This is a genomic window from Arthrobacter sp. Ha26 (assembly GCF_059091705.1).
This window is the reverse complement of sequence record NZ_JBNHGX010000001.1, coordinates 819,590-840,376: the sequence shown is the minus strand read 5'-3', so window position 1 is coordinate 840,376 and position 20,787 is coordinate 819,590. Positions and strand designations below refer to the sequence as shown.

The window sequence follows — 20,787 nt, the reverse complement described above, 5'->3', positions numbered from 1 at the left end:
GCCCCCTTCTCTCGGGTTACAAGCCTACTTCCTGCCCGAGCTTCCGGCCGTCCCCGGCCATTGGTGCATCAGTCACTTGTTGGAGGCCGGCCAAATGGAGGACGCCGAAAACCGGCTCGGCAGCAAGGGGCTGGGCAGGGGAGAGCCCCTCCCCTGCCAGATGGGCGTTCAGCGCTTCCAGCAGGGCCGGCTGGTGCACGCCCAGGCCGCCGCCCAAAACTACGGGACCACTGGCGGTGAGCCGGCGGCTCACTTGCAGGACCTGCTCCGCCAGTTGCCACCCGCCTTCCTGAATGATGGTTTGGCTGAGCACATGTCCGCCCGCCGCGGCTTCAAAAACGACGCCGGACCGCTGCGCCCAGTAGCGCCGGTCGTGGTGGGTGTGGAAATGGCTGATCAGTTGCTCAGGACGGTCCAGCCCGCACTCGGCCAATAACAGCACCGTGAGCTTGTCCGGCACCAGCCCCAGGTTGAACTGGCGGAGACTGTGGCGGACAGCCTCCCGGCCAAACCAGTATCCGCTTCCTTCGTCACCGAGAAGGTAACCCCAGCCGCCGCTCCGGGCCTGTTCACCAGCGTCATTGACTCCCCAGACGGCAGATCCGGTGCCCGCGATCACCGCTATGCCGGTGTCCTGGCCTCCTGCGGCCAGGATCAGCCTGGTGTCGTGCACCACCTGCACAGAGGCGCGCGGAGCGTAAGGAGCTATGAGCAGGCTGAGATTGGCGGCGTCCTCTTCCGTGTCGATTCCGCCGGCCCCGACGTACACCTCGTCGGCCTCCGGCCCGCCAAGGGCAGACATGAGGTTTTCCAGGTTCCGGCTGGCCGTGGGCTTGTCAACGTTCTGCACGTTGGCGCTCCCCGCCACCTCATCCCGGGTGACCCGGCCGCCGTCGATCCGGACGCCGTGGGTCTTGGAGCCCCCGATGTCCAGGCCAATAATCACCTTTTCCGGAGTGTTCATTGGGGTCGGGTCCCTTGGCTTTCCAAATGGACTGTTGCAGGCCCGGCCCCCATCCATTCCAGGGCCGCGGCCGCTGTCCACGCCTGGGCAAGGCTTCCCAATGGTTCGCCCGTGAAGGGCTCGTAGTACTCTCCGAATTGAAGGTCGGCCAGCTGTTCAAGGGAAGCTGACCTCAGCTGGTTGTACAGCCCGGCCTCGCCGTCGCGCGCGGAGGCCCAGCCAAGCAGCAGGTTGAGGAAGGGCCACACGGGCCCCCGCCAGTACGTCCGGGGCTTGAAGGCGCCGCTCGCAGGAGAGGTCGACGGCGGCAGCGGGAACCGGAGGTCCGGGAAGCCCATCCAGCGCGGCCCCTGCAGCAGTTCCCGCTGGGCTGCCAGCAGGGCAGGGTCTCCGCCGGACACCAGCGGCGCGAATCCGGAGACCGTCTCGGTGCCGATCCACTGCCCGGCAAGCACGTCATAGTCCCTCGCCAGGCCGGTCGCCGGGTCCACGGTTGAGGCCACCCCTGCCTGGAACCGGGCGGCAATCGCCCGCAGTTCCCGGGCTTCCTCATGCCGTCCGATGTCGTCACCGAGATCGGCCAGCACGGCACTTGCAGCAGCCATGATGGCGGAGAAGAACACGTCGCGGACCCGGAAGTCCACCACTTGCTGGACGGCGTCGTCGTCGAACTTTACGTCCGCCATCTGCTGGACCAGCCACAGGTACTTGGTGTACTCCGCATCGTCCGGACGTTCGCTGACATCCGCAACGTGAAGCGTGTCCCGCCGTGTGAAGGGTGCGACGGCGCCGGGCACCACCCGGGCATACGGGCCGTCCCAGCGGGGGGAATTATCAAAGCCCGATTCCCAGCCGTGGTGGATCTCAACCAGGCCAACACCATCCGGGTCACGTACGGTAGCAAGCCAGCGGTGCCACGCGAGCCAGCCGTCGAAGGACCCGGCCAGGAACTCTTCGGCCGCTTCCTGGTCTGCGCCGCCATTTTCCCGGCCACGGTCAACAATGTGGCGCAGTGCGATGGCGTGCACCGGAGGCTGGCAGATTCCGCTGCTCCTCACACCTGCGGGAAGGGCCGCCGCGCCGGCCGTTCCCCACCTGTCGAAGCCGGGAAAGTAGCCGGTGTCGTTGTCGCTGAACACGATGTGGGGGATCATCCCGGTTGACCACTGGGCATTGAGCAGGGTCCGGAGCTCGGTGACGGCGCGCGGCACGCTGGTGCGGGCCAGGCCGATGGCTACGAACGCGGCGTCCCAGCTCCACATGTGCGGGTAGAGGTTTGGCGCTGCGCTGGTCATGGTGCCGAGGTCATTCAGGCGCAGGACCTCAATGGCGGCGGTGCGGAGCTGTTCCATGGAAACGGACGTGACGGGGTTCAATTGGCCTCCAGTGCCATCGAGGTCTCGCGGTCGTAGACGCGCATGGTGTTGGGGGCGAAGCCCAGCCAGATGGTTTTGTGGGGCGCTGTCCTGAAGGTCGGCGGTGCCTGGACCTTCAGGGTGTGACCGTCCACTTCCACGGTGAGGAGGATGGTGGAGCCCATGGGTTCAACCACCAGGACCGTAGCCGCGACGTCGCCGGACGAACGCTCGTTGCGGACCGTCACGTTCTCGGCCCGGACGCCCAGCAGGACGTTCCTGCCGGCGAAGGACCTCAGGATGGACGGCGCCATGAGCTGCTGTTCGCCCAGGACCAGGGTGCCGCCGTCGTGGCTGACCGCGGCGTCCATGAAGTTCATGGGCGGGGATCCGATGAAGCCGCCCACAAAGCGGTCCGCCGGGGCATCGTAGACGTCCAGCGGGTCACCGAGCTGGGCGATGCGGCCCTTGCGCATCACCGCCACCTGGTCGCCGAGGGACAGGGCCTCGCTTTGGTCGTGCGTTACGTACACGGTGGTGGTGCCGAGGTCCTGGACGATCTTTTTCAGTTCCGACCGGAAGGTCAGGCGCAGCAGGGCATCGAGGTTGGAGAGCGGCTCATCCATGAGCAGGACGTCGGCATCCATCACGATGGCACGGGCGACGGCGACGCGCTGGCGCTGGCCGCCGGACAGGTTGGCGGGCAGCCGGTCCAGGTACGGGCCGAGCTGGAGCAGGTCCGCCGCCCACTGGACCTTCCGTTCGATTTCGTCGGCAGGAACTTTTGCCATCCGCAGCCCGAATCCGATGTTGTAGCGGACCTTGCGGTGCGGGAATACGGCGTAGGACTGGAACACCATGGACAGGTTGCGCTTGTTGGGCGGCAGGTAGGTTACATCGCGGCCACCGATGGAGATCGAACCCGAATCGGGGAGTTCGAGTCCGGCGATCATGCGCAGCAAGGTGGTCTTGCCGCAGCCGGATGGGCCCAGGAGGACGGTGAATTCGCCGTCCTGGATCTGCAGGGACACATCGTCGGTGGCCCTTTCGGATCCGCCCGGATAGGTCTTGACGAGGTTGGAGATTTGGATGTCAGCCACGATCGGCTCCTTTTTGAAGTGCGGTGATAGGTCGGGCGGACCTAGCGGATGGTTGAGCCCCACATGTTGGTGAGGTAACGGCGCATCAGGGCAATGAAGATGATGGACGGGATGACCAGCGCAAAGCCGCCGGCGAACCGGTAGGCGAGCGGTGAGTCGGACAGCGAGCTGAGCACCTGGGCCGGCAGTGTGCGGTGGTCCAGGGTCAGGATGGAGGCGCCCAGGACTTCGTTCCAGGACATCACGAACGTAAAGATCGACGCCGCCGCCAGGCCCGGCAGCGCCATGGGCAGGACCACCCGGCCGAAGGCCCCGAGGGGGCTGCAGCCGAAGAGCCTGGCCGCCTCTTCGACGTCGATGGGGACGCTGAGGAAGACGCTGGCAGAGATGAGGATGGTGGTGGGCAGGGCAAGGGCGGTGTGCAGCAGGATGACCGCGTAGGTGGTGTCATAAATGTCCACCGTCAGGAAGAGCCTGGCCAGGGGAACGGAGAGGACCACGATGGGAAGGGCGCGGGTGAAGAGCAGGAACAGCTGGTAGGGGTCCTTGCCCCGGAAGCTGAAGCGGGCCAGCGCGTATCCGGCGGGGACTCCGAGGACCGCGGCGAAGATCAGCGTTCCCAGCCCAACAATCAGGGAGTTGCCCAGGGCGCCGAAGATGCCGGTGGATCCGAGGAATGCGTTGAGGGTCTCCACGGACAGATTGTTGGGAAGCAGCGAGAGCGGAAACGCGTTGAGGGATTCCCTGGTGGACAGTGCCGCCAGCGAGATCAGGTAGATGGGGATCAGCATAAAGAGCGAGACGGCGATGCAGGCCGCCTGCAGCAGGAACCGGTTGCGCTTCTGCCGGGCAATGGGGGTTGTGTCCACTGTGGTGCTCATCGGAGCCCTCCCTGGTTCTTGTCGCGGAGTGCCCGCAGGTAGAAGATCGACGTCAGCATGGAGACGACGAGGATGACTAGCGCCAGCGCAGCCGCCACGTTGGGATTCTGCAGCCCGGTGTACCACCGGTAGGTTTCACCCACGACGAGTGGGAAATTCTGTCCGGTGAGGGCCTGGGCCACCGCGAAGGTCTGGAAGGCCAGGATGGTCCGGAGGATGAGGGCCACCTGGAGGCTCGGTTTCAACAGCGGCAGGGTCACGTGCCTGAGCCGCTGCCAGAAGGTGGCGCCGAAGACCTGGGCGGCTTCGTCGTAGTCCTTAGGAATGCCCTGCAGGCCTGCCACCACGATGATCAGCACCAGCGACGTTGCCCGCCAGAGTTCGGCGATCAGGACGCACATGAACATGCTCGCCTGGTTGTCGTAGGCCAGCCAGGAGCCCCCTTCAATGCCGATGAACGACAAGGCGGAGTTCAGGTAGCCGCGGTCATTGAAGATCGCCAGCCACACAAGGCCGGCCGCCAGGTCGCTGAGCGCCAGGGGTATGGCCCAGACGAAGAAGTGGATTTTATGCAAACGGGGATTGGTCCGCAGCATCAGGGCCATGCCGATGGCGAACGCGAACTGCAGCGGAATCATCACCACGATGAGCAGCACCGTGTTGCGGACGGCAGGCCAGAAGTACGGATCCTCCACCATGCGGGTCACAAAGTCCAACGTGAAGCCGTTTTCGTCCCGGAACGCCTGGAGGATTCCCTGGATGACCGGCCAGCCCAGGAGAAGCGCCATAAAGACCACCGAAGGGGCGATGAGCATGATGGCCGGAGGTATCTTGCGACGACGGGGCGGGGCCAGCGTTCCGGCCGGAGTGGGTGGTGCCTCTACGGCCATTACGCTACCTCGCACTTCGTTGAGATCGGATCCGGTGCCCAGCAGGGCACGTTCAGGCCCTGCAGGATGGTGTTCAGCTGTGTTGCCTGGGTATCCAGGACCTGCCTGACGGGGCGGTTTTCCAGGCAGATCTGCTGGAAGCAGTTTTTGAAGACCTGGGATACCTCGCCTTCCTTCGCACCCAGGCCCACGGGTGGAAGTGCCAGCAGGGCACCCTCGGATCGCTGCTGCTTCCGGACGGCCGCGGCTTCCAGCGCGATGGCGCCCTTCAGGTCAGACGGAAGTTCCGTCTGGACAACAGGGAAGAAGGCATTGCTGCGCAGGGTTTCAATCTGGGACAGCGGCTCGGACAGCGCACGGATGGCCTTCTCCGCCAGGTCTCGCTCCTTACCGTTCTTTGGCAGGGCGAGGCCTGCGACGATCAACATGTAGCCGCGGCCCTTCGGTCCTCGCGGTGCGGGCACCATCAGCCATTCGTCGGGGTTGTTGGCCGGGGCATTGACCAGCCTTGCCACGTGGTCCCAAGCCACCAGCACTTCGCCCCGGGCCAGTGGTTCCTGCATGTAGTCGTAGTTGGTGGAAGCCGGAGTCATCGCGGACCACAGCTCCTGCATGTAGGTCCAGGACGCCGCCGCGTCCTCGTTCCGGAAGGTGGTGATCTGGCCTCCGGTGAAGCTCGGCAACAGGAAACCCTGGTAGAAGCGATGGTGCAGGCCTTTAGGGCCGGCAGGCATCCCAAACACCGGACGGCCGGCGCCCTGTTTTGCGGCCTTGGCCCAGGCAAGGAAATCCTCGTACGTCAGATCGTTGACGTCCACGCCGGACGGCAGCCATTCGAGTGCCTTTTTGTTCACCGCCACCACGTAGGTGGCCTGCATCCAGGGGACATACCGGGACGTTGAGCCGCCAACTTTGGTCAGCTCAAGCATCTCCTTGGTGAACCCCCGGCCCGAGAGGTCGCGGATGAGGCCGTCCACGTCCTCAAGGGAATCAGCCAGGGGAGCAAGCTCACCGTGAAGTCCCCCCAGCAGGGCCGTCCGGACGTTGCTTGCGTCGGTCTGCGTCTTGACTGTTGAGGCGAAAACGCCCGGGTCAACGGAGTTGTAGGCCACCGGCACTTTGGCGAACTTCTTAAGGACCGCCTCGTACTTCTGCTTTTCCTCAACAGGAGTGAACTGGGTGGAAAGGAAACCCACAGTCCCCTCGCCGGCGGAGGCCCCGCTGGTGTCGAAACCTGCACATGATGCCAGGAAGGGAGCCGACATCGCCGTGCCCAGTCCGGCCAAAAGGAGGCTTCTGCGGGAAACTGCGGCGTGCTTGAGCTGGAAATTCATGTCTTTCATTGACTGCTCCAATCGAGTGTGCGCCACTGCACAAACTTTCGTCTAAGCATTAGACATAAGCGTGGTTGTGTCAACCCCTTGGCGGTAGTTGAGGTGCATTGAGGCATCGGTCGGCCGATGGAGTGATCGTTGGAGCAGGCACGGCAGCGGGCGCGCAAGCAGGCCGGCGGGCGTTTTCGGCACGTCCGCCAAAGAGGGAGCTAGCGTTCTGTAGTGCAACTACGTGTGGCAGGTTCCGCGGCGGCACGTCCGGAAGGGCGCCCCTGGCTTGATGCAGCCGCTGAGGAAGAATCGGCGGGCAGGGCAGGTCATGACACGGGTAAAACTTCCCGGTGCGGGCCTCAGTCCTGCCCCTGCCTTATTTTTGTGGACTCGCCGAATCGGGCCGCTGTCCCGATAATTTTTCAACGGCCTCCTCCACACCTACGGCATCACGCTCCACGTCCTCCAGGTAAAGCCTGCCGGCCGTGATTTTGCCCTGCAGAATCTCAAAGAGTGTCACACCCCGGACTTGGAAGTCGTGGCCGTCGGACCGGGTTCCGGTCCATGACCATTCGCTCCATGTCGTGTCGCCATCGTCCACGGAGCGGACCAGCTCCGCATGAAAATCGGGGATGCCAGCGAGCATCGCCCTCCAGTTGGCATGCATTTGAGCGCGCCCAACAAAGGTTCTGGCCGGATGGGCCGGTTGCTCGCTGCGGTAGTTTTCTTCGAAGAGCGCGGCTGCTGCGTCGACATCATGGGAATTCAGCGCCGCCGCCAGCTTGTCAACAGTTCCACTCATGTTCCAACCGCCTATCGTCTATCCGTACTACGAGCCGCCGGCTCCTTCTTCGAGCTCGGCCAGCACGTCGGCGGCGTCGCGGTTCCCTCCGGCAGCAAGGCGCCTGAGTTCATCGAGATCGTCTTGTTCGCCTGCAGTTTCCACCAGCTGGTCCAGCGCGTCCCTGCTGCCGGCATCGGCCAGCCGCCGGAGTTCGGTGAGGTCCCCGAGCTCCGCGGCGCGCTCAACGAGCTCGTCAATGGCATCCGGGTCACCTTGGTCCGCCAGCCGCGTCAGGGCCTAACGTTCAGGGTCAGGTGTCTGCACAGTTCAACTATGGGCCCGGCATCACTGCACGTCCATGGCAAGAAATCAGTAGAGGAAGATGTCGATCCATTCCCGGTTGTGGGCGTGGATGAGGACCAGGAACAACACGAAGTCGAACAGCAGGTGCACGCTGACAATGTAGGAGAGCGACCTGGTGATCGTGAACAGCCGCGCCTGGAGCAGCGCGAACGGGAAGATGAAGAACGGCGCCCACGCGTGGAATCCCAGCTCCCACAGGAACGATGTGAAAAGCACCGCCTGGAGCAGGTTGGCCTGCCAGTCCGGAAGGTGCCGGCGCAGCAGGGTGAAAGCCGTGCAGATGAAGAACAGCTCGTCCCAGATGCCCAGCACATTGGTGCCCAGGAAGAGCCGGAATATGCCCTCGGGATCACTGACCGCCGGCCAGTTGTTGTAGACGCCGGTCCGGATCATGTAGACGGGCATCAGCGCGTACCCGATCACCAGGACGGCGGGCAGGTACCACTTCTCCGCATGGGTCCACGGCTGGCCCGTCCGGACGGGAAACCGGATGGCGTGGTCCCTGGTGACGAAGCGCGAAACGGCATACGGGATACCGACGGCCAGAATCATCGCGGTCCCCATCACCGCCATGTGTTCGGTACTGATGTCCGTGGTGACCGGGACCAGGCTCATCGCCGTCAAACCCACGGCAATCAACGCCAGGTCAACCAACAGCCGCCGGCCCATGATGCCGGCCAGCAGGAGGGCGGCGGCCAGCAGGAGGAAGCCCGACACGCGGTCCTCCCGGACAAACAGCAGGAAGCCCGACGCCGAAACGAGCGCCGCCGGGATCACGTTCAGGGACGTACGGTGCAGACCGGCCGGCCGCGCGTCGGGCAGTTGGGCTTGCTGGGGCAGCTGCGTCATGGACGCTTCAGTATTGTCACTGGCGTTCTGCGGTGATGCCATATCCGGTCCTTGCCCTGCACGTGATTCCTGTACGAGCCGCACGCCATAAGCGCGCACAATTAAAACCTATCCCGCCCACCTGGTTCCCGGGCAGCACCTGGTGCCCAGTAGCCTGTTTCCAAACGCCAAACAAAGGAAGCCCCACCGTGAGTATGGACGCGAACAACCAGCACCCCGCAACTGAGCAGCTGATCATCATCGGCTCCGGCCCGGCCGGCTACACCGCCGCCATCTACGCGGCCCGCGCAGGCCTCCAGCCGCTGGTGCTGGCCGGGTCCGTGACCGCCGGCGGGGCGCTGATGAACACCACCGAAGTGGAAAACTTCCCCGGTTTCCCCGGCGGCATCCAGGGCCCGGAGCTCATGGATGGGCTGCAGGAGCAGGCCGAGAAGTTCGGCGCCAAAGTGGTGTTCGACGACGTCACCGAAGTTTCGCTGAAGGGTCACATGAAGACAGTGGTCACCGGCGGCGGCGAAACCCACAGGGCTCCGGGCGTCATCCTGGCCACCGGCTCGGCGTACAAGGAGCTCGGCCTCCCGGAGGAGAAGAAATTCAGCGGGCACGGCGTTTCCTGGTGCGCCACCTGCGACGGATTCTTCTTCCGTGAGCAGGACATCATCGTGGTCGGGGGTGGCGACTCGGCCATGGAGGAAGCGATGTTCCTGACCCGGTTCGGCAAGTCCGTTACCGTCGTCGTCCGGAAAAACGAACTCCGCGCCTCCCGCATCATGGCCCAGCGCGCCAAGGACAACCCCAAAATCAGCTTCGCCTGGAACTCCGCCGTCACGGCCATCCACGGCGACGGGAAAGTCTCGGGCGTTACCTTGACGGACACCCGCTCGGGGGAGAGCCGGCACCAGGCAGCCACCGGCATCTTCGTGGCCATTGGCCACGTGCCACGCACCGAACTCCTGGCCGGGCAGGTGGACCTCGACGAGGACGGCTACATCAAGGTGGACTCACCCACCACCGTCACTAACCTCTCCGGCGTCTTCGCATGCGGCGATGCCGTTGACCACCGCTACCGGCAGGCCATTACCGCCGCAGGGACAGGTTGCGCAGCCGCCCTCGACGCCGAACGCTACCTCGCCGCGCTTGAGGATGCGGACAGCATCGCCATGGCCCTGGTCGAGGAACCGACCCACAGCTGACCATCCCTCCCTGGTGGGGAGGGGCGCTTAACTGACGCGGTCGACGGCGGTAAGCACCGCCGTCGACCGCTTCATTTATCCCCTTGGAGACTTAGGCCGACACCAAGGCCCGGTCTTCGGCTCGGACGCTCAAGGTGAAGGTGTTGGGCCCGCTGCACGTGACGGCGATGCGGCAGTTGGTGGTGTTGTGGCGCGCCGAGAGATCGCTCACTGCGGCGTCCAGGGTGTGGTGGAGGGCGGACCTGTCCCAGATTTTAAGGGTCACGGAGTCATTGGCATCGAACGTCATTATTCAACTTCCATTTCATGCGGTGGACAGCCCGGAATCTTCATTGCCCGGGCCGTTGTCCTCGTCTATGAGGACGGAATGCAGGGTGGGAAAGCGCATTCCCTTACTTCTATGGTGCAGGTTGCCGATGCGATTGGCAACCGTGGCAGGGCCAGTGTGACCAAGCACACCGGCCCGGCGGGCCTGAGCCCCGCAGCGCCTCGCCCTGCGTTTCCATAGTGCCCAGAGCGGCGGAGGGGTCTCAACTGGAATGGGGATTATTGCAGGTGAGTCTGATCACGTACCGGAGTCAGAGCACCAGAAGCTACTCGTCGAAGTAGGTGATGATCTGCTTCTCACCGGAGATGGAGGAAATGACTGAGGCCGCAACGTCCCGCAGCTTGGTGTTGCGCGTGCTGGAGGCCTTGGTGAGGATATTGAAAGCACTCTCCCGGCTGCACCTGTTCTCGGCCATGATGGCCCCCACCGCCATGTCGATGACGGTCCGGGACTGCATTGCTGTGGCGAGGTCGCGCCTGGCCTCACTGAGCTGGGTAATGCGGAGGACCAGCCGGACGGAGCTTGCAGCCTGGCTGGCGAAGGCTTCCACAGTAGAAATGTCGTCTGGGGAAAATCCTTGGCTTCGGCCTGAGTAGAGGTTCAAGACCGCTTCTGCCTCGCCGGCGAGGTCCAGCGGCACGGCAAGGATGGAGGCCACGCCCTGTTCCAGGGCGATCCTGATGTAGGGGGCCCAGCGCCGCTCGATGGAAAGATCGGATACCAGGACGCTTGTTCCGGTCCGAAGCGCTGTCAGGCAGGGGCCGTCTCCGAACCCGTTCTGCAACTCGTCCAAGGCACGGGCTGCGGCGTCGCTGCTGGCCACTGCCTCAGGCCTTTTGCGCCGGATGACCGTGACGCCGCTATGGATCCTGTTGTGTGTAGAGGACAGCCGGGATGAGGCAATAACTGCCAGATCAGTGAGGAAGCCGACTATGTCCCGACTGTCCAGGACCAGTTCCTGCAGCTGCAGCTCCATGTTGAGGGCTGAAGCCGGGGTTTCGCGGGGCGTGATGCCAAAGCTGCCGGCGCCGGAATCAAGATTGGTCATGGCGCATCGCCTTCCGTCAGTTCCGTGATTGCCAGGGAGATCAGTGTCACTTGCCCGGCCGGGATGTCGAGGGCTTCGTGGAGGAAGGCGTCCATGGACATTTCGTCGATCCCGCCGCCGATGCCGTAGTAGTACAGCCACAATGCGGGCAGCGGAATATCCGTGTTCCGGAAACGTTCCGCTGCCCCCCGTCGCATTTCAACGGCCCGGTCCGGTTGCTCGGGGCCTCCCAATGGGTCAGGGATCATTCCGCTCCTCCGCCCGGCTGTGCAGCAGGAAGGTTGGCTCCCCGGACAATGTCGTGCGCAATGTCATGGATCCGGCGGTTGGTGGATTTCGCCGCCAACTGAAGAATGTCCAGGGCGCCGTCCCGCCCGCCGTGGTTCTGGAGCATGATCAGCGAAACTGCCGCGTCCACCATGGCCCGTGATTTCAACGCCGCACGGAGGTGCTGGGGATGTACTTCGGCCCCGTGCAGCCGCAGGGCGATGCGCAGGACGCGTGACATCGCGGCAGCGTGCTGTTCGATGAGCACTATCGAGTCTTCAGTGAACGCGCCCATCGTGCCCGCATAGCAGTTCAGCCCGGCCCGGGACAAGGGATCGGTGGCAATGGGGACGGCCAGTATGGAGCGGACGCCCAGCTGCAGTGCAGCGTCCAGATAGTCGCTCCAGCGCTCGTCGCCTTTCAGGTCCGGAATCCAGACCAGGCGCTGCTGCCGCAAGGCAGTGAGGCAAGGCCCATCGTCGAGCGCGTATTGTGTTTCATCCAGCCGGCGCCCCTCCTCGCTGCTGCTGGCAACGGTGATGGGGCCGCCATCGCGCTCCACTGTGATGGTGCACCAGAGCGGTCCCTCAGTTGCGAGCTGGGAGGCGGAGATGGTGGCCAGGCCCAGGAGGAAATCAGGGAAGCCGGGGCTTTCGAGGAGCAGGTCCTGCATCTGGTCCGTGGTGGTAAGGCTGCTGTCCTGGGCCATGAGCCCTCGATCCTGAGTTTCCAGGGAATCTTTCCCTGGCATCGGCCGCCGCTCTGTACGCGGGCTGGCCCTGAGTATTCAACCCCTGGATCTGTTGTTTATCCCGAAATCTCCTACTACCGACACTACGCCGGTGCGGGACCTATTGATACGGCGCCTGCCCTCAGATCTACTCCTCGGGTTCGGCCTGGCGTTCGATTCCATCCTCTGTGGTATCCGATGCTGCGCTGCCCAGGCCCAGGCCGTTGAAGTCATCGGAGTAGGGTGCACGCGGCCGGGGAAGGTCATCGATCAACTCGTTGGCGGCCAATGCCAGCAGGTCGCGCTGGACGGGTGGCAGGGACAACAATCCCTGCAGGTAGGCTTCCACCTCGTATTCGCCCGCGTCTCCGGAGAGGCCAAAATATTTCAGCCACAATTCGGACAGTGAGATATCGGCGGCCTTCATCGCTGAGCGGAGCCTGCGCCGTTGTTCCGGTTCGTTGGGATCGAAGCCCATGCTCAACACCTACGGTCCGGGCGCCCGCGTCCCGGCCAGGACGCGTTCACTGATGTTCTGCAGTGCGGTGTCTTCATCGCGGGCCTGCTTGATCAGGCGCTGCAGCGCGACTTCGTGGGTCAGCCCCATGCGCTCCATCAGGACGCCACAGGCCCGGTTTACAAGGTCCCTCGTATACAAGGACGTCTGGAGGACCTTTGTCATTCGGTGCGGCGCCTCGCTGGTTTGGATGTGCGAGAGCAAGGTGGCCGCCGGGCCGGCAAAAAGTTGCAGCAGCATTGCGCTGGACTCGTCGTAGGTATTCGGGGCAGCGGCATACAGCTTCAGCGCACCGATGGAATCCTTGCCCGAGATCAGCGGGGCACTCACTACAGAACGGATGGGCAGTCCGGCGACGGCCCTCCGCCACTCCGGCCATCGGGATTCGTCCTTGAGGTTGCGGACCAGCACAGGCTCCTCTGATGCCCAGGCTGTCAGGCAGGGTCCTTCCCCGCACTCGTATTGGGTGGCATCGGCCAGGGTCACAACCTTGTCCGTGTAACCGCTGCTCGTACGGCGCCCCCGGGCATCCAGGAGGGACACGCCCGCCCCAATAGTGCCTGGAACCGATTCCTTCGCCGCCTGGGCCAGGAGCCGGACGGCGGTGCTCACCTTTTCCTCCGTCAGCAGCAGCCCCTGGATGCGGGCGATCACAGTGCTGAGCTCGTCCAAGGGAGGTTGCTGGGCCATAATTCCAAGCATACGGCCAAGGGTGGCGGCTGCCGTGGGGCACATCCGCAGCGTGGGCCAGCGGTCCCGTTGGTGCAGGGCCCGTCTTGGGAATCAATGTAGGCTGTTGGAAGCGTTTGGAAGTGGGCGTCTAAAGGCCGCGCGGGAAAACTGATTGCGGTTAACGCTTATGATCAGGGACTTGCCATGGACACTTTGCCCAACACCGCAGACTCTTTACCCAACAGTGCAGATTCTTCGTCCCACAGCGCCGTGATGCAGGACGGGGTCGTCTCACGCCTGCAGGACCTTGTCCTGGACGCTGCCGACGCGCAGGACTTTTTCAAGGAGCTCGCCGTCTTCTCGGCCTCCCTGCTGGCGCCCCCCGGCGGAGAAGTGCATTGCAACGTCACCGTGGTGCGCAGGAAGCGGCCCATCACCGTTGCCTCCAGCACTCCCCATGCGCAGGTCATGGATGAGCTGCAATATTCCCACGGTGACGGGCCCTGCCTTACGGCGATGCGGACAGGCAAAACCATCTACGTGGGCGATGTGGCTACGGACTGCCGATGGCCGGCCTACGCCGCGGCGGTCGCTGCCCACGGCGTCCGCTCAATTCTCGGAGTTCCCCTGCAGCTCGAGGGGGACTCCACGGCTGCTTTGAACATCTACTCCTCGTCCGTTGAAGGCTTCTCCCCGGAGGATATTGCCCGGGCTGAATCGTTTGGTGAACATTCCGCCAAGACGCTTAAGTTGGAACTGCGGCTGGCGCAGTTGAGGGACGCGAAGGAAGACCTTGAAGCGGCGATGAAATCCAGGACGGCCATCGACATCGCCGTAGGTGTGATCATGGCGCAAAACCGTTGCACCCAGGCGGCAGCCATGGGAATCTTGCGGAAGGCGTCCAACAGCCGCAACATCAAGCTGCGGGATGTGGCCGCAGGCGTTATTGAATCCGTCTCGCCGGACTCGGGGTTGCGGACTCACTTCGACGAGTAAGGCCGCCAGCAGTTCCATGCGTAAGCCCAGGGTTGGCAGGGCTGGGCCTTCGAAGACGTATCAGAGCGGAGCACTTGTGCAGCCACTAACCACGGCAAAGGCCCAGGGAACCTTCAACCTTGTCAGCGGCGTTTGGCCGCTCGTCCACATGCGCAGCTTCGAGGCGGTGAGCGGACCCAAGAAGGATAAGTGGCTGGTGCGGACCGTATCAGGCTTACTGATCGCCGTCGGCTTGGAACAGCTCCGCGCCGCCCCTCATGGCGAAGGTGCTGCCGTTGCAAAACGCCTTGGCGTGGGAACAGCCGCAACCCTCGCTGCCATTGACCTGTATTACGCGTCCAAGGGACGGATCAGTAAGGTTTACCTGCTTGATTCCGCCGTCGAACTCTTCTGGCTTCGAAACTGGCTAAGGAAAAAGTAGTCCGCGGGCAGGAAGCCCAGCAATTGGACAATTTGCCGGTCAATGCGTAAATTCTTAGTGGTAGGCGTCACGTTTTTTGGCGATTTACCCCTCCGGGCCATGTGCAGGGCCTTCCAGGAGCGGCCGCTGTAGCAACACGGCGGACAGATGCACACAGGCGAAAGAGAGCCATCATGGCTGCCTCGCATTTCACAAAGTTCCTTGCCGAAGCCACCGTTCCGGAATTCGATACGGACTGTCCCATCTCCGCTGATTGCCTTTATGGGTTGTACGTCAGCTGGTGCCGCCTCCAAGGTATGGAAGCCAAGCCCGACGTCACCTTTCGCGCCGCCATGCACCGGGCAGGGGTCGACGTCCATGACCTCCGGCTTCGGATGGTGGGCCCGGCGGCGGCCGACTACATCCTGTTCAGCTATCCGGCAGCTGCATGACGATGTCCATCCATCCCGAGCGCCGCAGGAATCGTATCGAGGGGATCCTGGCTTTTGGCGGTCAATACATCCACTGCGGGGAGCCGATGCAGAAGACCGGCTCTGAGCTACGCAGGCTCAGTGCGCCGGCCTTCACCGACGGGCCACCGGTGGACGCCTTGGACGTGTACCTGACGACACAGGTACTGCATTGCCAGTGCGGTTTCCAAATGGAGGTTCCGGAGTAGGGGTCGGGCCAAGAACCCTTCGAGCTACCGTCCGGGACCTGTTGCATATTTTCGGGGCGGCGTGGCTGGTTATGAGCTGATCCCAGGTCGCGGCATAGCCTCCACTGCGCAACAGAGAGAGACGGGACAGTAGTATGGGCATCATGTCGAGTTCACCGGAAAGCGAACCTGTTAACCAGTTGCAGAGCATTCTGGTGGGAGCGGAAAATGCAGGGGAGTTTCTTTCGGGGCTCTCGGGGCTGGCCGCGGCAGCTGTTTCCGAAGTGGCAGGCGATGCCGTGGAATGCGCTGTTACCGTCAAGCTGCGGCGCAGGCCGTCCACGGTTGCGGGCAGCAGCAATCGGGCTGTTGAACTCGACCGCATTGAGCAGGCCATCGGCGATGGCCCGTGCCTGAGGGCGCTGAAGGAAATGTCTCCGGTGATTATCGACGACGTTGCCTCGGACTCCCGTTGGCCTGAGCTAAACAAGAGATTCGCGGAGTCAGGCGTCTACAGCTCGCTGGGCGTGCCGTTGGAAATCACCGGTGATGCCAGCGCGGCGCTGAACTTCTTTGCGTCAAAGCCCGGCGTCTTCACCCCCAACGTTTACGACAAGGCTGTTGGCTTTGGCGCCGCCGCCCACAGCACGCTGCATCTGTCGGTGCGAATTGATACGGCAGAAAGCCGGGCGGAAGACCTGGAGGCAGCCATGCAACACCGTACGGCGATTAACCTCGCCTGCGGTGTCATCATGGCGCAGAACAGGTGCTCGCAATCAGAGGCGATGGAAATCCTGACCAAGGTCTCCAGCAACCGCAACCGCAAGCTGCGTGACGTGGCAACAGAACTGATCGAACAGCTGTCCGGCAGCAAGATCGAAACCCACTTCGACGCTTAGCGGCACAGGTGCCGGTTGGCGCGGGGCTAATTCCGGGCCACACGAGACCGGCGCGAAAAGCCATTGACACCGCTATCGGCCGGGACTATCGTACAACCAAATGGTTGTAGATCAGCTCCACGAGACCGAACTGGACCGGCTCTTCCAGGCATTCGCCGACTCCACCCGCCGGGACATCGTCCGGCGCGTGACGGTGGGTGAATACTCCGTCTCCGGCCTTGCGGCGCTCTACGCCATGAGTTTCGCCGCAGTCCAGAAGCATGTGGCGGTGTTGGAGCGTGCATCCCTGGTCACCAAGGAGAAGCGCGGAAGGGAGCAGATCGTGCGGGGAAACCACGAAGGCCTGCAGAAGGCCCGGCGGCTGCTCGATGAGTACGAGGCGATCTGGTTGCAGCGTGTTGACCGGATCGCGGACATCTTGGCTGAAGGATAAGGAAAGGTTCTGCAATGCCGGTTATCAGCTCCACCAAGAATCTTGAGGCGCTCAGTTTCACGCTGATCGCAGAATTCGACGCGGATATCCAGCGGGTCTGGCAGCTGTGGGAAGACCCGCGCCAGCTGGAGCGGTGGTGGGGCCCGCCCACGTGGCCGGCCACCTTCGAAGAGTTCGACTTCCGGCCGGGCGGCAATGCCAGCTACTACATGACCGGTCCTGAGGGTGAAAAGGCGCGTGGCTGGTGGCGCTTCAGCACCATTGAAGGACCCAAGCGGCTTGCCTTCGACGACGGGTTTGCTGATGACAACGGCCAGCCAGTGGAGTCCATGGGAACCACCCACGCATCCGTCAATCTCGAGGGCATCGGCGACCGCACCAGGATGATCATCCTTTCCACCTTCGAGTCGGAGGAGCAGATGGAACAGATGGTCCAGATGGGCATGGAGGAAGGGATGAAGGAGGCCGTCGGCCAAATCGACGCCATCCTCGCCGAACACGCCAACGCCTGACCATCGCGGCACCCAGCAGAAGCGTACGACGGCGGGCCATCCCGCCGTCGTACGCCTTCTTTCGCCCCCGCCCGCTGGTGTCCCAAAGCTCCCGGAATTCGTGTTGCCCGGTAACCGTTGAACCGGAGGAAAAGCTTTTGAATACTGGAAGAAGCATCTTTTCGAGGTGAGGCGGTGGCAACGATGAGCGGCGGTGCGGAGGATTTCCGGAAACGCCTGGAGCGGGCCGCAGAGGTCCGGTCCTACCGCGGAGCCGGCATCAGCGCCGAGGAGGAAGCCGCGCTCGACGCCCTCGATGCACAAGAGCGGGAGAAGCGCCGGAAAGTCAGCGACTCAGCCAAGGCGGAGTACCTGGTCCGGGACGCTATGGCGCAGGGCAAATTCGACAACCTCAAGTATGCCGGCAAGCCGATCCCAGGGCTGGGCGAGTCCTACGATCCCGACTGGTGGGTCAAGGGCCTCATCCAGCGCGAAAACATTAGCGGCCTGGGCCCTGCCGCCATCCTGCTCCGCAGCGAGGACGCGGAGCTGGACGCCAAGCTCGACGCACAGTACACCGAGCAGCAGGCGCGGGACATCCTGCAGGACTTTAACCGCCGGGTCATCGACGCCCGGCGCCAGCTTCAGGGCGGCCCGCCCGTGATCACCAAGACCCGGGACGTTGAGGGTGAGGTGGAGCGGTGGCGTCAGCGCAGGGCCGCCCGGGCCGGGCAGGCCCCGCCGCCTGAGCCGGAACCGCCGCGGTCCTGGTGGCAGCGGCTCTGGAAGGGCAACGGCGGCTAGGGCCAGGTGAGTTCGAAAAGCTCGCAGAGCGCGTTGTAGTACCTGCTGGTCTGGCCCCGGTGGGTCATCCCGATCCGGAGGCAGACTCCCTGTGAAGCACTGTTGGCCGGGGCCGTGACTGCCACAACCTTGTCCAAACCTCCGGCGTGGGCGTAGGAGAGGACTGCGGCGGCGGCTTCCGTGGCGTAGCCGTGCCCCCAGTAGTCGGGGTGGAAGTGCCAGCCGACCTCCGTATCGCCCGAGGGCTGCAGCGGAAGTTTTTCGCTGGAAGCCGGGATGGACTTCAGCAGCAGCGTGCCGGCCAGGGGCGCCGGGTTCTTTGTTTGGCCCGGGTTCTTCAGCTGGCAGCGCTCTTTCAGCTGCACTGCCCACACCCCATGCACGGCGTGGTGCATCGCCCGCCATGTCCGGATACGTTCTTCGGCTTCGGTGCGGTCCCGCATCACCTGCGGATGGTTGCCGATGAAGCGCTGCACCTCCCAGCGGGAGTAGAGGTCCAACACGAAGTCGGCGTCTTCCGGCTCCCAGGGGCGGAGAATCAGCCGCTCGGTTTCGAGGCTTTTCACTCCGCCAATCCTAGGTGCTGCCGTCGATGATTACCGCCCGCGGGTGGCTACGGGTTCGGGCCTATCATCGGCGGCGGAGGGGGCGGGAACGGTGCAGCCGGGTACAGCGGAGCGACGTTCACCATGTAGTTGGCCCACTGCGGTCCGGCAATCATGTAGCCGTCAAGGCGGGGGTAGAACGTTCCGTTGATGGTGACATTCTGCCCGGACCGCTTCTGGCCCTCCAGTGCGTCCCCGAAGAAGGAAGCGGTGGAAAGTCCCGAGGTGTATCCAACTACCCAGGTGGAGCCGTTGTTGTTCGACGTTCCGGTTTTGGCCGCAGTGGGAACCTTGTCGTGCACCTTGGGGTTGATCCAGACGCCCGAGCCCTTCTTCAGCACGTCCTGGAGAACGGAGTTGACCCCGCGAGCCACATCCGGCTTCACAGCGTCCCGGCATTCCGTGGACTGCGCCGGCAGCTTGCCGCCGTTGGCATCGGTGATCTCCAGCAGGGCGATGGGGTTGCAGTAGCGGCCGTCGTTGGCGAAGGTGGCAAAGGCATTAGCCATATGCAGGGGAGCAACACCAGTGGCGCCGAGCAGGTTGCCCAGTTGATGCATGTTGAGCGGAGAACCGTCCAGGCCGCTGTGGAGGCCGACGGCATCCACCATCTTCTGGATCCCGCAGAAGTCCAGCTGCGTGGCTTCGGCAAAAGTGGCGGTGTTGATGGAGTTGTACAGGCCGTAATTGGCCGCCATCTTGCGGTAGAAGCCCTCTTCGGCGTTTTGCAGGTCATCGGCTGCGCCCAGTTCGGGGTTGTTCTGTGCGGTACTGTAGGCGCCCAGCACCTTTCCGCAGCTGGAACGCCACGGGAATCCCAAAGGATAGACCCGGCGGGAGGCGTCCACCTCGGCAGTAATGGTCTTGCCCTCGTTCAGCCATTCAGCGAAGGTGAAAGGCTTCATGGTGGACCCAGTCTGGAACCCTCCGGCGCCGTTCAGGTCGTTGCCCTGGGGGTCCTTTGCGTCCACGTTGAAATTCAACTGCGTGTCGAACTTGCCCGGCTCGGCAAGGAAGACCGTGTTCTGCGCCATTGCCAGGATCTTTCCCGTTCCTGGCTGGATGGTGACCAGGGCTGCGCCCCAGCGGTCCGGGTTGGCTCCAGCCGTTCCATCCACCTGGGCTTGGGCGGCGGCCTGCAGCCTGCTGTCCAAGGTGGTGGTGATGGTGAGGCCGCCCCGGTAGAGCTTTTGCTCGCGTTCAGCCTGGTTGGATCCGAACGCAGGGTTGTTCAGGATGAGATGCGAGATGTAGTCGCAGAAATACGGTGCCATGGAGGCGTTGGCGCAGCCCTGCCGCTCGGGGCTGAGTTTCAAGTCGATAGGCGCCGCAACGGCGTCATCATGCTCTTTCTGGTTGATCTTCTGCAACCGGAGCATCTCGTCAAGCACCTGGTTGCGGCGCGTCAGCGAGTTCTCCGGGTTAATCGCCGGGTTATAGAACGTAGGGCTGTTGACCAGCCCGGCCAGGAGTGCGGACTGCGGAAGGTTCAGGTCGTGGGCGGTGGTGCTGAAGAAGTACCGGGCTGCAGCTTCCACGCCGTAGGCGTCACTGTTGAAGAACACGATATTCAGGTAGCCCTCAAGGATCTGGTCCTTGGTGTACTTCTTCTCCAGCGCGACGGCCAGCTTCATTTCGCGCAGTTTGTCGCCGATGTCCTTTTGGCCGCTGAGGATCACCTCGTCGGGCCTGTCCTGGGACACCCGGGCCTCATTAATCACATTGGTGACGTATTGCTGGGTGATGGTGGACGCGCCCTGTTGGTCGCCCTTGGTCAGGTTGGCCACCACCGCCCGGAGGATCCCCTGGGGGTCAAGGCCGGCATGCTCGTAAAAGCGGCTGTCCTCGATGGCAATGACGGCGTCCTTGATGTAGGGCGACATCTGGTCCAGCGGAATCCGGACGCGGTTCTCGGCGTAGAAGGCGGCGATGGGTTTGCCATCGGAGGTGAGGACTTTGGTGGACTGCGACGGCGGCTGGACCGTGAGTTCCTCCGGCAGGCTCTCAAAGAACCCGATGGAAGTGGTGACGCCGAATCCTGCCGCTGCTACTGCCGGAACCACCAGGCTCGCGGCCAGTATCCCACACATAACACTGGCCGCGAGGAAACCCAGGATCCTTCCCAAGGCTGAACCGCCGCGACGCCTGCGCTTCTTTTTCTTCGCCATTTTCCAGCCCTCGAGCTTGAAGAGTGCCACAAGACTACGCGGGCTCCCGAGGGCGATCCAGAGGATG

General features: G+C 63.5%; 24 protein-coding genes. 8 read left to right on the top strand and 16 right to left on the bottom strand.

All coding sequences use genetic code 11. The annotated features are described in order from the left end of the window. Nucleotides 1-16: 16 nt before the first annotated feature. The 8 genes from AC5RVY_RS04000 to AC5RVY_RS03965 form a co-directional block, all read right to left on the bottom strand. Entirely contained in the window at nt 17-964 is a 948-nt protein-coding gene (locus AC5RVY_RS04000; RefSeq protein WP_493953389.1) for an N-acetylglucosamine kinase, read from the bottom strand. After that, nucleotides 961-2,340: a glucosylglycerate hydrolase gene (ggh, locus tag AC5RVY_RS03995; RefSeq protein ID WP_493953388.1), complete on the bottom strand. Its 1,380-nt coding sequence runs from the start codon at nt 2,338-2,340 to the stop codon at nt 961-963. The genes AC5RVY_RS04000 and ggh overlap by 4 nt, the downstream gene beginning before the upstream one ends. Continuing rightward, nucleotides 2,337-3,419: an ABC transporter ATP-binding protein gene (locus tag AC5RVY_RS03990; RefSeq protein ID WP_493953387.1), complete on the bottom strand. Its 1,083-nt coding sequence runs from the start codon at nt 3,417-3,419 to the stop codon at nt 2,337-2,339. The genes ggh and AC5RVY_RS03990 overlap by 4 nt, the downstream gene beginning before the upstream one ends. A 41-nt stretch (nt 3,420-3,460) precedes the next feature. Continuing rightward, nucleotides 3,461-4,300: a carbohydrate ABC transporter permease gene (locus AC5RVY_RS03985; protein ID WP_493953386.1), complete on the bottom strand. Its 840-nt coding sequence runs from the start codon at nt 4,298-4,300 to the stop codon at nt 3,461-3,463. After that, nucleotides 4,297-5,190, bottom strand: coding sequence for a carbohydrate ABC transporter permease (locus AC5RVY_RS03980; protein ID WP_493953385.1), 894 nt, complete (start codon nt 5,188-5,190; stop codon nt 4,297-4,299). Before AC5RVY_RS03980 ends, AC5RVY_RS03985 begins: the two co-directional genes overlap by 4 nt. Then, complete coding sequence (locus AC5RVY_RS03975) at nt 5,190-6,533, bottom strand: ABC transporter substrate-binding protein (RefSeq protein ID WP_493953384.1); 1,344 nt, start codon at nt 6,531-6,533, stop codon at nt 5,190-5,192. Before AC5RVY_RS03975 ends, AC5RVY_RS03980 begins: the two co-directional genes overlap by 1 nt. A gap of 358 nt (nt 6,534-6,891) precedes the next feature. Continuing rightward, nucleotides 6,892-7,317 (bottom strand): nuclear transport factor 2 family protein, encoded by a 426-nt coding sequence (locus AC5RVY_RS03970; RefSeq protein ID WP_493953383.1) that lies wholly within the window; start codon nt 7,315-7,317, stop codon nt 6,892-6,894. A 351-nt stretch (nt 7,318-7,668) separates the two neighbouring features. Then, entirely contained in the window at nt 7,669-8,439 is a 771-nt protein-coding gene (locus AC5RVY_RS03965; protein WP_493953698.1) for a CPBP family glutamic-type intramembrane protease, read from the bottom strand. Between the two features lie 266 nt (nt 8,440-8,705). On the opposite strand from AC5RVY_RS03965, the gene trxB reads away from it, so the two are divergent. Continuing rightward, nucleotides 8,706-9,704: a thioredoxin-disulfide reductase gene (trxB, locus tag AC5RVY_RS03960; protein ID WP_493953697.1), complete on the top strand. Its 999-nt coding sequence runs from the start codon at nt 8,706-8,708 to the stop codon at nt 9,702-9,704. A 91-nt stretch (nt 9,705-9,795) separates the two neighbouring features. Here trxB and AC5RVY_RS03955 read toward each other — a convergent pair whose 3' ends face one another. The 6 genes from AC5RVY_RS03955 to AC5RVY_RS03930 all read right to left on the bottom strand — a co-directional run bounded on the left by AC5RVY_RS03955 (nt 9,796) and on the right by AC5RVY_RS03930 (nt 13,284). Beyond that, nucleotides 9,796-9,993, bottom strand: coding sequence for a hypothetical protein (locus tag AC5RVY_RS03955; RefSeq protein WP_493953382.1), 198 nt, complete (start codon nt 9,991-9,993; stop codon nt 9,796-9,798). A gap of 304 nt (nt 9,994-10,297) precedes the next feature. After that, entirely contained in the window at nt 10,298-11,080 is a 783-nt protein-coding gene (locus AC5RVY_RS03950; RefSeq protein WP_493953381.1) for an ANTAR domain-containing protein, read from the bottom strand. Next, nucleotides 11,077-11,328: a hypothetical protein gene (locus tag AC5RVY_RS03945; RefSeq protein ID WP_493953380.1), complete on the bottom strand. Its 252-nt coding sequence runs from the start codon at nt 11,326-11,328 to the stop codon at nt 11,077-11,079. Before AC5RVY_RS03945 ends, AC5RVY_RS03950 begins: the two co-directional genes overlap by 4 nt. After that, on the bottom strand, nt 11,325-12,056 hold the full coding sequence (locus AC5RVY_RS03940) for a GAF and ANTAR domain-containing protein (protein WP_493953379.1): 732 nt from the start codon (nt 12,054-12,056) through the stop codon (nt 11,325-11,327). Before AC5RVY_RS03940 ends, AC5RVY_RS03945 begins: the two co-directional genes overlap by 4 nt. 169 nt (nt 12,057-12,225) lie before the next feature. Beyond that, the gene (locus AC5RVY_RS03935) at nt 12,226-12,555 is read right to left on the bottom strand and encodes a hypothetical protein (RefSeq protein ID WP_493953378.1); all 330 of its coding nucleotides are present in this window, start codon (nt 12,553-12,555) and stop codon (nt 12,226-12,228) included. A gap of 9 nt (nt 12,556-12,564) precedes the next feature. Beyond that, nucleotides 12,565-13,284: a GAF and ANTAR domain-containing protein gene (locus AC5RVY_RS03930; protein WP_493953377.1), complete on the bottom strand. Its 720-nt coding sequence runs from the start codon at nt 13,282-13,284 to the stop codon at nt 12,565-12,567. Nucleotides 13,285-13,470: 186 nt separating this feature from the next. Between AC5RVY_RS03930 and AC5RVY_RS03925 the strand changes: the two genes are divergently transcribed. The 7 genes from AC5RVY_RS03925 (at nt 13,471) to AC5RVY_RS03895 (ending at nt 17,947) form a co-directional block, all read left to right on the top strand. Beyond that, a complete protein-coding gene (locus AC5RVY_RS03925) occupies nt 13,471-14,262 on the top strand; it encodes a GAF and ANTAR domain-containing protein (RefSeq protein ID WP_493953376.1) in 792 nt (263 codons plus the stop codon). A 76-nt stretch (nt 14,263-14,338) separates the two neighbouring features. Next, nucleotides 14,339-14,683 (top strand): hypothetical protein, encoded by a 345-nt coding sequence (locus AC5RVY_RS03920; protein WP_493953375.1) that lies wholly within the window; start codon nt 14,339-14,341, stop codon nt 14,681-14,683. 173 nt (nt 14,684-14,856) lie between these two features. Next, complete coding sequence (locus tag AC5RVY_RS03915; RefSeq protein ID WP_493953374.1) at nt 14,857-15,114, top strand: hypothetical protein; 258 nt, start codon at nt 14,857-14,859, stop codon at nt 15,112-15,114. A gap of 370 nt (nt 15,115-15,484) precedes the next feature. After that, the gene (locus AC5RVY_RS03910; protein ID WP_493953696.1) at nt 15,485-16,219 is read left to right on the top strand and encodes an ANTAR domain-containing protein; all 735 of its coding nucleotides are present in this window, start codon (nt 15,485-15,487) and stop codon (nt 16,217-16,219) included. Nucleotides 16,220-16,319: 100 nt separating this feature from the next. Continuing rightward, the gene (locus AC5RVY_RS03905) at nt 16,320-16,652 is read left to right on the top strand and encodes an ArsR/SmtB family transcription factor (protein ID WP_493953373.1); all 333 of its coding nucleotides are present in this window, start codon (nt 16,320-16,322) and stop codon (nt 16,650-16,652) included. 14 nt (nt 16,653-16,666) lie between these two features. Beyond that, nucleotides 16,667-17,164 (top strand): SRPBCC family protein, encoded by a 498-nt coding sequence (locus AC5RVY_RS03900; protein ID WP_493953372.1) that lies wholly within the window; start codon nt 16,667-16,669, stop codon nt 17,162-17,164. A 183-nt stretch (nt 17,165-17,347) separates the two neighbouring features. Continuing rightward, on the top strand, nt 17,348-17,947 hold the full coding sequence (locus tag AC5RVY_RS03895; protein ID WP_493953695.1) for a DnaJ family domain-containing protein: 600 nt from the start codon (nt 17,348-17,350) through the stop codon (nt 17,945-17,947). Here the strand turns inward: AC5RVY_RS03895 and AC5RVY_RS03890 are convergent. Then, on the bottom strand, nt 17,944-18,513 hold the full coding sequence (locus AC5RVY_RS03890; protein ID WP_493953371.1) for a GNAT family N-acetyltransferase: 570 nt from the start codon (nt 18,511-18,513) through the stop codon (nt 17,944-17,946). The two genes, AC5RVY_RS03895 and AC5RVY_RS03890, sit on opposite strands and share 4 nt — an antisense overlap. Before the next feature lie 47 nt (nt 18,514-18,560). Beyond that, nucleotides 18,561-20,720, bottom strand: coding sequence for a transglycosylase domain-containing protein (locus AC5RVY_RS03885; RefSeq protein ID WP_493953694.1), 2,160 nt, complete (start codon nt 20,718-20,720; stop codon nt 18,561-18,563). Nucleotides 20,721-20,787 lie beyond the last annotated feature (67 nt).

Coding starts and splice junctions, on each gene's coding strand:
- AC5RVY_RS04000 (WP_493953389.1), bottom strand. CDS start 964: ATGAACACTCCGGAAAAGGTGATTATTGGCCTGGACATCGGGGGCTCC.
- AC5RVY_RS03985 (WP_493953386.1), bottom strand. CDS start 4,300: ATGAGCACCACAGTGGACACAACCCCCATTGCCCGGCAGAAGCGCAAC.
- AC5RVY_RS03980 (WP_493953385.1), bottom strand. CDS start 5,190: ATGGCCGTAGAGGCACCACCCACTCCGGCCGGAACGCTGGCCCCGCCC.
- AC5RVY_RS03975 (WP_493953384.1), bottom strand. CDS start 6,533: ATGAAAGACATGAATTTCCAGCTCAAGCACGCCGCAGTTTCCCGCAGA.
- AC5RVY_RS03970 (WP_493953383.1), bottom strand. CDS start 7,317: ATGAGTGGAACTGTTGACAAGCTGGCGGCGGCGCTGAATTCCCATGAT.
- trxB (WP_493953697.1), top strand. CDS start 8,706: ATGGACGCGAACAACCAGCACCCCGCAACTGAGCAGCTGATCATCATC.
- AC5RVY_RS03955 (WP_493953382.1), bottom strand. CDS start 9,993: ATGACGTTCGATGCCAATGACTCCGTGACCCTTAAAATCTGGGACAGG.
- AC5RVY_RS03950 (WP_493953381.1), bottom strand. CDS start 11,080: ATGACCAATCTTGATTCCGGCGCCGGCAGCTTTGGCATCACGCCCCGC.
- AC5RVY_RS03945 (WP_493953380.1), bottom strand. CDS start 11,328: ATGATCCCTGACCCATTGGGAGGCCCCGAGCAACCGGACCGGGCCGTT.
- AC5RVY_RS03940 (WP_493953379.1), bottom strand. CDS start 12,056: ATGGCCCAGGACAGCAGCCTTACCACCACGGACCAGATGCAGGACCTG.
- AC5RVY_RS03935 (WP_493953378.1), bottom strand. CDS start 12,555: ATGGGCTTCGATCCCAACGAACCGGAACAACGGCGCAGGCTCCGCTCA.
- AC5RVY_RS03930 (WP_493953377.1), bottom strand. CDS start 13,284: ATGGCCCAGCAACCTCCCTTGGACGAGCTCAGCACTGTGATCGCCCGC.
- AC5RVY_RS03925 (WP_493953376.1), top strand. CDS start 13,471: ATGGACACTTTGCCCAACACCGCAGACTCTTTACCCAACAGTGCAGAT.
- AC5RVY_RS03915 (WP_493953374.1), top strand. CDS start 14,857: ATGGCTGCCTCGCATTTCACAAAGTTCCTTGCCGAAGCCACCGTTCCG.
- AC5RVY_RS03910 (WP_493953696.1), top strand. CDS start 15,485: ATGTCGAGTTCACCGGAAAGCGAACCTGTTAACCAGTTGCAGAGCATT.
- AC5RVY_RS03905 (WP_493953373.1), top strand. CDS start 16,320: ATGGTTGTAGATCAGCTCCACGAGACCGAACTGGACCGGCTCTTCCAG.
- AC5RVY_RS03900 (WP_493953372.1), top strand. CDS start 16,667: ATGCCGGTTATCAGCTCCACCAAGAATCTTGAGGCGCTCAGTTTCACG.
- AC5RVY_RS03895 (WP_493953695.1), top strand. CDS start 17,348: ATGAGCGGCGGTGCGGAGGATTTCCGGAAACGCCTGGAGCGGGCCGCA.
- AC5RVY_RS03885 (WP_493953694.1), bottom strand. CDS start 20,720: ATGGCGAAGAAAAAGAAGCGCAGGCGTCGCGGCGGTTCAGCCTTGGGA.